7 protein-coding genes are annotated in these 11,786 nt (G+C 47.7%); 4 read left to right on the plus strand and 3 right to left on the minus strand.

The annotated features are described in order from the left end of the window. Window positions 1–17: 17 nt before the first annotated feature. From H6G21_RS14590 to H6G21_RS14605, 4 genes are all read left to right on the plus strand, one after another. Entirely contained in the window at window positions 18–5,252 is a 5,235-nt protein-coding gene (locus H6G21_RS14590) for a caspase family protein (RefSeq protein WP_190574166.1), read from the plus strand. 168 nt (window positions 5,253–5,420) lie between these two features. Next, window positions 5,421–5,777 carry a PadR family transcriptional regulator gene (locus H6G21_RS14595; RefSeq protein WP_190574167.1) on the plus strand — a complete coding sequence of 119 codons (357 nt, stop codon included), beginning with the start codon at window positions 5,421–5,423 and terminating at the stop codon, window positions 5,775–5,777. Between the two features lie 58 nt (window positions 5,778–5,835). Further along, a complete protein-coding gene (locus H6G21_RS14600) occupies window positions 5,836–7,437 on the plus strand; it encodes a HEAT repeat domain-containing protein (RefSeq protein WP_190574168.1) in 1,602 nt (533 codons plus the stop codon). A 34-nt stretch (window positions 7,438–7,471) separates the two neighbouring features. Beyond that, window positions 7,472–8,650, plus strand: a complete 1,179-nt coding sequence (locus tag H6G21_RS14605; protein ID WP_190574169.1) for a hypothetical protein — start codon at window positions 7,472–7,474, stop codon at window positions 8,648–8,650. A gap of 68 nt (window positions 8,651–8,718) precedes the next feature. On the opposite strand, the gene H6G21_RS14610 is transcribed toward H6G21_RS14605, so the two are convergent. The 3 genes from H6G21_RS14610 to H6G21_RS14620 all read right to left on the minus strand — a co-directional run bounded on the left by H6G21_RS14610 (window position 8,719) and on the right by H6G21_RS14620 (window position 11,765). Continuing rightward, on the minus strand, window positions 8,719–9,681 hold the full coding sequence (locus tag H6G21_RS14610; RefSeq protein ID WP_190574170.1) for a MoxR family ATPase: 963 nt from the start codon (window positions 9,679–9,681) through the stop codon (window positions 8,719–8,721). Between the two features lie 124 nt (window positions 9,682–9,805). Next, on the minus strand, window positions 9,806–10,984 hold the full coding sequence (locus H6G21_RS14615) for a DUF4350 domain-containing protein (protein WP_190574171.1): 1,179 nt from the start codon (window positions 10,982–10,984) through the stop codon (window positions 9,806–9,808). 79 nt (window positions 10,985–11,063) lie between these two features. Further along, on the minus strand, window positions 11,064–11,765 hold the full coding sequence (locus H6G21_RS14620; protein ID WP_190574172.1) for a DUF4129 domain-containing protein: 702 nt from the start codon (window positions 11,763–11,765) through the stop codon (window positions 11,064–11,066). Window positions 11,766–11,786 lie beyond the last annotated feature (21 nt).

An 11,786-nucleotide genomic window follows, 5' to 3' on the forward strand; every position in this document is an offset into this window, starting at 1 on the left:
CTGTCCTGTGCTGTCCTATGCCCCGCGCCGTTAGCTCTTCCCAACCCAAATCCAACAATCAGCCTGCAAAACTGTGGATGCTTCTGATTGGCGTCAATGAATACCAAGATGCAACTTTGCCAGCGCTTCAGTATTCCGCGATCGATTGTCAGAGTTTGGGAGATGTCCTAACTGAAGTGGTTTCTTCCTCATTTGCGGCCTGTGACGCTAGCATTTACCACGATTTTGCTGAACAGCTTCCCGTTGTCGCTCCTATCCAGCAAAGTCTGCTGAAAATCCAACAGCAAGCCAACGCCCAAGACACCGTTCTCATCTACTTTTCCGGCCACGGGGTTCTCGCTGGAACCCAGCAGGAAGCGGTGCTGTGTTTACACGATACGGATCTCGATCGACCCAGTGAAACAGGACTGTCCATTCACGCCCTCTTGCAAACCCTATCCGCCTGTGCTGCCCACCAACAAATTATTTGGCTCGATGCCTGTCACAGTGGCGGCATGACCCTGCGCGGTTTACCCATCAATCCCGCAGCCCAATTGGTCGATGTCTTGCAAAAGCAGGTGAAAAAAAGTCAGGGGCTGTATGCACTACTCTCCTGCGATCGATCGCAGCAATCCTGGGAATTTCCGGAACTGGGCCATGGCATTTTCACCTATTTCCTGATGAAAGGGTTGCGGGGAGAGGCGGCCAATGCCCACGGGTTGATTGATGTAGATAGCTTATATAAATATATCTATCATCAAACCCTACGCTACGTTGATCAAACCAATCAACAATTGCGCTTAGTCAATCAGCAAAAACGCAGTCGGGGGGAATCGAAATTACAGGCGGAATATCCACTGCAAACGCCGAAACGCATTGTGGAAGGCATTGGGGAATTTATTCTAGCGAAATCGCCCATTTATCTGACAACCCAAGCCATCGCCCACACCCAGCTCAGCCGACGGGCGCTCATCATCGACGGCTTCAACCACCAAAACGCAGCACTGGAGTTCAGTAAGTTACTCAGCCATGCCGGACAATTTGAGGTGGAATATTATCCCAAACCAGGACAGGACTGGAGCGACATTAAAACTACGATCGCTCAACAGTTAGAAACTATTCCTCCGAATACTGAGAATCATTCCACGCTATTACTCTACCTACGCGGTCAGATTCTGAATCAAGAAGATGGGGAAGCCTCTTTAATACTGGGAGAAACGGGGGAAATCAGCCGATCGTGGCTACGGCAATACCTACGACAACACCCAGAACATCAGCAAATGATTATTCTGGATTGTCCCAAGAGTAATTTAGATGATTGCAATTTAGAAGCTTGGGTTGAGGACTTACAGCACGAGCAGGGACGCGGTCAATGCATTCTTGCAGCGCAGTCTCCCGTGGAGAATTCAGCCCTTTTTGCCCAGGCATTACAGGAAACCTTAAGCACGATCGATCCGCAAAAGGGACTGTCGGCAGCCGGATGGGTTACCCACCTGCAACAGGCATTGGCTGGAATGACGCCCTTGCGGGTCTGGCTATCGGGAACGCGGGGCATTCTGGAAATTATTCCGGAACAAATCACATTAACGACGCGATCGGGAATTGATTTAGGCGTTTGTCCCTACCTGGGATTGCGCGCCTTTAGTGAACGGGAAACGCAATACTTCTACGGTCGGGAAAGTGTAGTCGAACAATTACTCAATGAATTGGTGAAGCAGCCGGTTCTGGCGATCGTGGGTGCTTCCGGTAGCGGGAAATCCTCTGTCATGCAAGCGGGACTGATTCCCCAACTGCGCCGAGGCCAATATATTCCCAATAGCGATCGCTGGCAGATCGTACAAATGCGTCCTGGCGATCGACCCATTACCGCCCTCAGCCGTAGCCTCGCCCACGGGAGCCGGAATGCCACCAACCAGAATGCCGCTAACCAATACGCGCCAGAGCAAATTGAAGGCGTGCTCTACCAAGGGGTAGAAGGCTGGGTGTACTGGCTGCGATCGCAAACGGAACCGCTGACGGTACTGGCGATCGATCAGTTTGAGGAATTGTTTACGCTAGCCGATGAATTGGAACGCCAACGGTTTATTGAATTAATCACGGGGGCGGTGGAATATGCCAGCGATCGCTTCAAATTAGTTTTTACAATTCGCGCAGACTTTATTGCCGCCTGTTTGGAATTGCCGGAACTCGCCCCACTGGTTCAGAAACACAGCGTTCTGGTTCCCGCCTGCCTCAGCGAAGAGGATTACCGCCGCGTCATCACCCAACCCGCTGAGCAAGTCGGTTTGCGCGTTGAGCCGGAATTGATTGAAGTGTTGCTTCAGGAACTCGATCGTACGACGGGAGACTTGCCGCTGTTGCAATTTGTGCTGGAAGAACTGTGGCATTACCGCAGCGAGGGACAATTAACCCTGCAAAGTTATCAGCAACAAATTGGTGGATTGCGGGGCGTGTTAGAAACCAAGGCCCAAGCGGTCTATGATGCCCTCTCACCGGACGAGCAAGCCTGTGCCCGTTGGATTTTTCTCAATTTAACGCAAGTTGGTGAGAGTACAGAAGATACCCGTCGCCGCATTCGTCGATCGACCTTGGCAGTGACCAAGTATGCGCCAGATCTGGTGGAACGGACGCTAAAAGCCTTAACCACTGCGCAGTTGATTACGATCGATTCTGCCCTAGATTCCTCTACAACTCTATTACCAGAAACCCCAGAAGCGGATACTGTCCCGCAGTTATCCACAGCTGTAGAGTCTGAATCGCCTATTCTTTCTAGCCCTGAACCACGCTCTGAAACTTGGCCTGAAACCTGGCCTGAAACCACGATCGAAGTCACCCATGAAATCCTGATTCGCCACTGGTCAACGCTGCGGTGGTGGCTAGATGAAAATAGAAGCCGACTGAAGTCGCAACGACAAATCGAACAATCGGCACAACAATGGCAACAACATGATTACAAACCAGAATTCCTACTACGGGGTGTACGTTTAGCGCAGGCGGAAGAACTCTACATTAATTACACCGATGAGCTAACCAGCCTGACCCAGGAATTTGTTGAAACGTCGATCGAAGCTCGCGATCGGGAAATGATTGAAACGCGGAAACGTCTACGCAGAGCCCAGATCGCCGTGGCTTTGATTGGAAGTTTAGGGGTTTGTGCGTTGGGCTTTGCGGGACTGGCATCCTGGCGACAACGGACAGCACAATTGCGGGAAATTGATGCACTAACGGCCAGTTCCGAAGCTTTACTCAATGACAACCAACAGATCGAAGCCGTTACCGATGGGTTGAAAGCAGGCACGTTATGGCAAAGCTTAGAAACCAGTTGGCTCAAGTTTCTCCCCTTACCAGGGGACTTGCGTATGAAGGTTGTAACAACGCTACAACAAGCCCTCAGCCGCACTCAGGAGATCAATCGGATTACCAGTGAGCAGTCGGTCAATGCAGTTACGAGTAATACTCAAGGCAATCTCATTTGGTTCGCTGGCGATGATGGAAAGATTATACAATACAGCCTTGCAGATAGTCTCAGCGCCGACCAGCGCAGTCAGCCGATCGCACACCTTGGCGATCGCATTCAAGCTATCCAACTCAGCCCCGATCAACAATGGCTCGCCAGTGCATTGAGTAATGGCACGATCGATCTACGGCGAGTCACAGATCGAGAGGCCGTAACGCTGCAAGGCCATAGCGACTGGGTGACGGATGTGCAGTGGAGTCCCGATGGTCAGCAGTTGGTCAGTGCCAGCCGGGATGGAACGGTGCGCCTGTGGAATCGCCAACGGCAGCAGGCTATGTGGATTGGCCAGTGGATTGGCAAGGGGCATAAAGGCTGGGTCAATTGTGTTCAGTTTCTTAATGCTCGGCAAATCCTTTCCGGTGGCGAAGATGGGACTGTACGATTATGGTCGATCGAAGGCAAATTAATCAAAACCTGGAAGGCTCATACTGACCGGATTACCGCCATTGCAATTCGTCCCAATCAAGCAGAGTTTCTGACTGCCAGCGCCGATCGTACGATTAAGCGGTGGGATCGTAATGGCAAGCTACTACAAACCTATGAAGGGCATCGCGATCAGGTTAATGATTTGAGTTGGCAACGGAATGGCCGTTCTTTTGTCAGTGCGGGGAGCGATCGGAAAATCATCTTCTGGTCAGCAACTGGAGAAATGCAAACAAGTCTTCAAGGAAGCCGGGAAGAAATTAAACAGGTTCATTGGATGCCTGATGGCAAAACATTCTTGAGCAGTGGCTCAGATAAATTGGTGCGCGTTTGGCAGATGGCCGATCATCCTGGCGATCGCGTCCCCATGCCCCTCTCTTCCATTCCCGCTGTTACCTTCCTGCCCGATCGACCCGCCCTGCTTGCCACGACCCAGGATAAAGTCGTTTCGGAATTTTCCCTACGATCGACCCCAAACTCGCAACGATTGCTAGCTTCTCCCATTCCTCGGATCACAACTCAAAATTTGATTACAAGCTTAAGCGTCAGTAAAAACGGAAACACCATCATCACGAGTGATATCCAAGGCCATCTATTCACGTTTCAAGCCGATGGCCGATTGCAATTGCAGCGATCGATCTCTCCTCAGCGCATCAATACCGTCCAAATCAGTCCCGATGGCTCAACGATCGCCAGTGCTGGGGTCGATCGAACCATTACCCTCAGCCGTGCGACGACCCTCGAACCGGTTGCGACCCTATCTGGTCATAGCGATGAAATCAAAGCCCTACAATTCAGTCCCAATGGTCACTGGTTGGCTTCCGCAGGCAGCGATCGACAGATCAAACTGTGGAATCTGGCCGATCGTAGCCGTCAGACCTTGGGGAGCCATTCTTTGGAAGTCTCCAGTCTCGCCTTTAGTCCCGATAGCCAGTGGTTAGCTGCGGGCAGTTGGGATAATACGATTCAGGTGTGGAACTTGACCACTCGTCGATCGATCAAATTAACAGGCCATAGCCATGGCATCACCAGTTTGAATTTCAGTCCCGATGGCCAGACGTTACTATCCAGCAGCCAAGACGGCACGGTCAAACTCTGGAATCCCTACACCGGTAATCTGATTAAAACACTGATCAATCAAGGCGATAGTCTCCAAAAGGGTTGGTTAAATCCTAGCGGTGACGTATTGGCGATCGCTGGCGAGCAGTCGGGTTTGACGGTTTGGAACTGGAATCTTAATAGCTTAGTGAATCAAGGCTGCGATCGACTCTCGACCTACCTCCGCAGCCAACCAACCACATCCAACACGATCGGCCGCTGCCAAGCTCGATAAAGCCTGATGATCAGCGATGCTTCAACTTACGATCAACGAGACAGGGAACTTCCTGAGATTAAATAATTTTGCTAGGACAGAAGATTAAGGATATTTACAGTATTTGAATTTTATAGACAATTACATGTTTTTACAATACTATGATCTTGTAGAGATCTTGAGATTCCTATGCCGAAGTCGAAGAAAGAAGATCAAGAACCTGATATTGCGAGGTTATCCGCGATCGATGAGGACGTGCTGACGGTCTTATTGGGACGAGAGTTGTATGGGTTGGAAATCTTGGATGAGCTGAATCCAGGACGTCCAATGCCATTACGGTTTGGCAGCTTGTACCCTGCCCTCAACCGCTTAGAGAAAAAAGGCTTTGTGAGTTGGCGCTGGGGCGACGAAGTGGACGAATCAGGGGGCGCGCGCCGCAAGTATTACAAAGTGACAGGCTTGGGGGCGACAGCGCTCAACGCAGTCCAGAGCTATCGGATGGCGCTGGCACAAAGGGCCACCGCCGGAGCTGGTTTAGTGCTCTGAGGATTGCCGCTTAACAGTACAGAGTTTTGAAATTAGCAAAATTGAGTGGGTCATTACGATGCAAATAGACGATGAAAGTCGGAAACAATTAGCAAAATTTTGGCGCAGAAAACTGTGGTTAGGAATAGCCGTGATCGGAACGTTAGGCATTGCGGCTTGGCGAATCAGTTCAGTACAGGCCCGTTATGATGATGTCTTAGTCCAAGAAAGTCGCAATTTGCCAGACAAAGTTTACCAGGAGTTGATTCAGGAAATTAGGCAAGGAATTCCCAATCAGCCAATTTTTTGGGAAACGGATGATTTCAAAAAAAATCAAACTTGTAGCAGCATTAACCTACTGGGTTCCCTTGGCGATCGCCGTGCAATTCCTGAACTCAAAAAACTGATGGAAGATGAAATGAACCATGTGAGGAATTGTGGTGGTAATATCCTCGATAAAAGTATTTATCTAGCAGCCGCTTTAGCATTAAGTAACTTTGAGGATGAAAATACATTCTCCTATTTGAAGCAATCATTAGCCAGCCTTCCCTCATCACGAATACTTAATTTACAAAGAGAGTTTCATCGGAGAGAACGTCTAATTCTCAAACAGCCAACTTTTAATTGGAATGACAAACAAAATGTAGCGCTTCTGAAAAGTCCCTTCCCAAGGTTTCTGGAGCCGTCAGAGCATGACACGATTAATCAGAAAATAATTCGATCGCTACAATTTCCAGGCGTAGTCGATGAAAATCGAGCACAGAAATATCAACAATTAGAATCAAAAGCCTTGACGAAGCAACAAAAAGAGCAGTTGGTAGAAGAGTTATTCATCAGCAATTTTGTACAGTTGCTGTTTCAACATCAGCAAAATAATCTTCTCGATATAGCTGCACAATATGGTAGCAAGGGTAATTTAAAAGCATTTGAGACATTGCTGTCCTTACTCCCGAAATCAACTCAAACGTTAACTCCATTTGAGAAAAGCACTAGACAATCTATCCTAAATAGGATGTTGGGACTCTCTGCTATTCCTCAATTTAGGCCATCAATTCTAAAATTTCTTAGATCTCAAAACTTTCAAGATAATGATTTTGCCAACCTTTACTGTGTAGCTCTTGCCGCTGACCAAACAGGCCAAATCGCAAGTGAATTACTATTAAAACGAGTCAATTCTGGAAAACTTCCAGAATTTAATGACGGGATGAAATCGTGTAAAGGTGATTTTCCAGTCAATGTTTTGGTGAATCAACTAACTCCATTACTCAGCGATCGGAATTCTAATATCAGAAATAGTGCAGCCTCTGCATTAGGGTTTATTGGTGATCCCAGTGCAATTCCAGCAGTACTTCAGGCATTCAAAAAGCTCCCACGTTATTCCTTCAAGGATGCACCTTTAGAGAATACTTTAGATCCAGACTTATTTGTTGATGGAAAATCTTATAAACTATTTTTGAAGGTGCTACGAGAATTAGGCTATAGTGCAACCCTTGCAGATACTTGGAATGACCAAGAAAAACAGGATGCGATCGTCGTTCTTAAAAAAGCATTAGACCAACCCGATTCGCCGCGCACCAACATAGACAATTCTCGTGCATATATTGGTTACTGTCGGTTGGCATCTGCGTTAGCTGACCTTGGTATTTCAGACTATTTAGAATCAATGTTTTGCAAAAGCTAAGGATTATGCCGCTCATCTCAAACTGGAGATATCCTTGCCATCTGTATATACAATGTTCCATCCAGGATATAAAATTAGTCAACTAGACTTGGTTTTTAAGAGCTTCCTCGATTCAAGTGACCATAGTGTGTATATATTAAATTTATTACGAACCTACGCTCTTCAAAATCCAGATGTTGAAGTTAGACGAGCATCACTTTTTGCTTGGATAGGACAAGGTAATCTTCCTAAAATCTATACTAGTCATTTAATCAAAGCCCTCAAAGACCCTGATGAATTTGTTCGCTCAATGGCAGCATTTTATCTGAGTAACGATCTGAATACCAGTGGTGGTAGTGATCTTGAAATCGAGCAGGCCTTGACAGATGCCCTCAATGACGAAAATAAATACGTCAAGCTACATGCTCATAAAGGATTATTGAAAAAGATTAGCTATCAAAAATCCTATGCTTTAAAGCTACTTGAAAAATCACAGAAATCACAAATTAAAGTTTCATCCGACGACCTGGAAATTATCGCAACTCTTATTTCAAAGGATGAACTACAAGATTCTCGAATTGCTCCACTGATAATTTCACAGTTGAGATCCCTGAATGTTGCCAAAGATATTCCTGTAGAAGATTGGTACCAAAGTAGTTTACGTGAACTACCAGGAGGTCTTGCTAGAAGAAGCACTCCTCCTACTGCTGATGACAATGCCAGTATCAAATTCAACGCAGTGGGAATACTCAAGCGTTTAGCCGATCGTAATCTTCTTACAGACACCGATCGTCAGGCTTTGTTACCCATTGTGATGTCTATTAACAAGCAGTACGAGAGCTATGTAGGTCGTATTCAAATTGTCAAATTGATTCGCCAAATCAATCAATCTGCCACTTCAGATCCAATCGCTCAACAACGCACCCAATGGTTCTTTTACATCGAAGCCGGATTGTTGGGTCTTGTGGGTTTGACGAGCCTCAGCCTCCTCTTGATCAATCTCCGTTTGCGCAATCCTTTCCCCTTCTTTTGGTCAGGCTATCTGATTTTTCCAGAAGAAGTCATAGCGGAATTGATCGCACTCGTTCAACGTCGCCACGCTGAAAAGGTTCCTCAATGGCGAATCAGACTCGAAATTATCTATGAAGTTCTCCTACTGCTTTGGGCTTTTCAGATTGTTATCCGAATTGACAATATCAAACTGCCTCCAGGAGGAAATCGATCGGCTAAGTGAACCACCAACACCAGCCGTCTGACTAACCACGATCGTGGGCTGAGTAAGCTTTTAATGTGATTCTGAGCTTAACGAGGCACCGTCACTTGATTCAGTAAACCTTGAATCACGGCATCAATGCTTAAACCATCCAACTGAGCCTCTGGACGAAGAATCAGGCGATGGCGTAGCAGCGGAACTGCGATCGCCTTCACATCATCCGGCGTCACGAACTCCCGGTTAGCTAACCAAGCCTGTACCTTACTCGCCTGCAACCATGCCACCGCCGATCGCGGAGATGCCCCCAGGGCAATATCTGGATGTTTACGCGATCGTTGAACGATCGATAGCAAGTAGTCTAAAACATTTTCCTGAATCTTTACGTTGTGAATCAATTTCCGGGCCTCCAGAATTTGCGAGACTGTAGTCATCGGTTTTAATTTTGCTAAATCTAAACGTTTTGCTTGGAATCCAGCTTGTGTATTCAATAGCATTTTCTTTTCCGAACTCGGATCAGGGTAATCCACCATCAGTTTGAAAAGAAAGCGATCGAGCTGCGCTTCCGGCAAGGGATAGGTACCCTCAAATTCCAAGGAGTTTTGCGTCGCAATCACCCAGAATAATTCAGAAAGTGCTAGAGTTTGCCCATCCAGCGTCACCTGTTGTTCTTCCATCGCTTCCAACAATGCCGATTGCGTTTTAGGCGGGGTACGATTGATTTCATCGGCTAGAAGAATCTGGGTAAAAATTGGGCCTTGCTTTAACGTAAAACTGCGCGTATTCAAATCAAAAATATTTGTCCCTAGGATATCCGAAGGCAAAACATCCGGCGTTAACTGAATTCGACGGAAGTCCGCTTGAATCAGCTGCGAGAGAACCCGCGCCAACAGCGTTTTTCCCGTTCCCGGCACCCCTTCCAAAATCACATGGCCCCCCGCGAGCAGCGCGATCAGCAATTGGTGCGCGATCGCATCCTGCCCCACAACCACTTGGCTGAGCATTTGTTCTAGGCGAGAAAAGACAGGATTCATTCCAGATTGCATTTCAGACATTGTGATTTACCGTGTACGTGATTTACCGTGATTTACCGTGATTTATGCGAGAGTAATTGACCAGAACTTTATTTCTTGACAGCTTGTTGAACAGGATTTTTGCCTATGATTTACAATCGTGGATTTACGATCGCGATCGATCGAGCATTTTCCGAACCTGCGACCATTTTTGCAACCAGAACAACACATCGGATTCCCGCTTGAGGGAAGCACGGGGATGGAGTAAGGGTTGGAGATCCGTTGGCGATCGCCCCGTTTGATTTTGCCACATCGTCATTAGCTCTTGTTCATTAGCCATCTCTCCTGATAATCCTAATTGTCGTTGCAAATGGGCTTTCTCAGCATTGCCAATCACCTGTTCAACAAATTCATAACTCCCTGCTTTTTGTAATACCCCAGCCATTGCCTGAATGTAGACTTGACTATTATTGACAGGAGGATTAGGGATAGGACGCACAGCCCCAAAGCGGCGATTTTTAGCATAAACCAGGATCCCAACCACTACAAATCCTTGGATCACCACCAGAAGAAACGGCGTAGAAGTCAGATAGCCAATCAGATCACCGCGCGTTTCCTTTTCTCGAGTGACTGCATCTTTATAGCCATGGAGATATTCATCCATCCAAATCCGATCGGGCTTTTTTCCCACCAACTGCGCAAGGTATGCATAGTTAGCAGGTTGATCCTGGTAGGCATTGGCTGCTAAATAGGGCGTTGTAACGCGGATAATTTCACCCTTTCCACGCCTTTCACGGATCACAATGCCACCATAGCGATCGCCCAGTACCACCGGGTTGCCCAGGGCCTCTTTTAGATCCTCTCTGGGCGGGGAATCGCCTGAACGGGGCCGCAATCGTCGAGTGGTGGCAATTTTAACCGTGCCTGCGGGTGTGGCATGGGACGACCAAAACGGAGCCTCCGTCGCCTTTCCCTGCTGTGCCAAGATGACTAACCGATTCCCCTGACTGACCCAAGCAATTAAATCACTGGGAATGGACTTGTCCGATCGCTCACCATAGACTTGCAGAAACGTTGCTGGGGTAGGCGAATTTGATCGCAATTCAGACGCCGTTAAATTACGATAGGGCTGTTGCCAGCGCTCGATCGTGACACCCTGCTGCTGCATATAGGCATACCAACCTGCATAGCCATCGGGAGAACGCCCATAGGAAGAACCATCCATTAGTCGATTGGTCGGAGCTAAAAACAGAATCCCTAAGAGAAGCACCAAAAACAGCCCTGCAATCCACATCCACTGTCGCTTGGAAAGCCCTTGGGAAATATCTTTACCAACCAAATTCATAATGAACAACCTAAATCAACTGTAAGCAAGGAGAGATATACAATCAATCAGAACAGTAATAATCTTTGAGCCACAATCTTTAACGCTCCGTTTTTAACAAGCTCAACTGATCTACCACCGTTTGATAGGCTTGTTGACACTTGAGAAAAATCGGTTCTGAGGCGATCGCTTGTTCATAGCAGATCTGTTCATGTACCTGAATCAACGTTTGGCAAGCTTCCATTGTGCGGGGTGTACGCAACGTAGTCAGCAACCGTAAATACTCACCATCGGTGCGACTGGTTTCTAAGGGAATCATTTGCCGATCGCTCAATTGCTGGAGCATGGCCATATATAAGGCTCGACAGCCTTCCGCATAGTTGTGCTGCGTTTGGTAAGTTTGCGCAAGTTTGTACCAGTCTGCGGCGGATTTGGGACTGTCTGTCCGATCGCTTTGGAAGCTTGCAGGGGAGCGATCTCGCTGTCGTTTCGCCCAATAGGGATCTAACCACCGCACAACCCACCACAATATCCAAAGAATAAAACTGATCACCACTAGCCAAAACAACACTTCCCAAACCTGCGAGGGCACGACCGGCAGCTTGGGTCCCTCTGGAATGGTCGGCGATCGCCAACCCGCGGTTTGCACCTCCAGCCATTCTGAAAAGCGCTGCGTCCACTGGCGAAATTGCCAAGCAGGATTACTTTTTTCCAAAGGGGCAGCTAGCAGGGGAGGTAGTCCCCATGGGAAGGCATGAAATCCCCATAGGTCAGTTACGAAGGGCATTGTGGGTTCCAGCATGTCCATCCCCTGTGCAAAGCT

The organism is Alkalinema sp. FACHB-956, from assembly GCF_014697025.1.
In the GTDB taxonomy this organism is placed as follows: Bacteria; Cyanobacteriota; Cyanobacteriia; order Leptolyngbyales; family Leptolyngbyaceae; genus Alkalinema.

What these genes read in the sequence shown, in the direction of transcription:
- H6G21_RS14590 (WP_190574166.1), top strand. Translation starts at nt 18, where the DNA reads ATGCCCCGCGCCGTTAGCTCTTCCCAACCCAAATCCAACAATCAGCCT.
- H6G21_RS14595 (WP_190574167.1), top strand. Translation starts at nt 5,421, where the DNA reads ATGCCGAAGTCGAAGAAAGAAGATCAAGAACCTGATATTGCGAGGTTA.
- H6G21_RS14600 (WP_190574168.1), top strand. Translation starts at nt 5,836, where the DNA reads ATGCAAATAGACGATGAAAGTCGGAAACAATTAGCAAAATTTTGGCGC.
- H6G21_RS14610 (WP_190574170.1), bottom strand. Translation starts at nt 9,681, where the DNA reads ATGTCTGAAATGCAATCTGGAATGAATCCTGTCTTTTCTCGCCTAGAA.
- H6G21_RS14615 (WP_190574171.1), bottom strand. Translation starts at nt 10,984, where the DNA reads ATGAATTTGGTTGGTAAAGATATTTCCCAAGGGCTTTCCAAGCGACAG.
- H6G21_RS14620 (WP_190574172.1), bottom strand. Translation starts at nt 11,765, where the DNA reads ATGCTGGAACCCACAATGCCCTTCGTAACTGACCTATGGGGATTTCAT.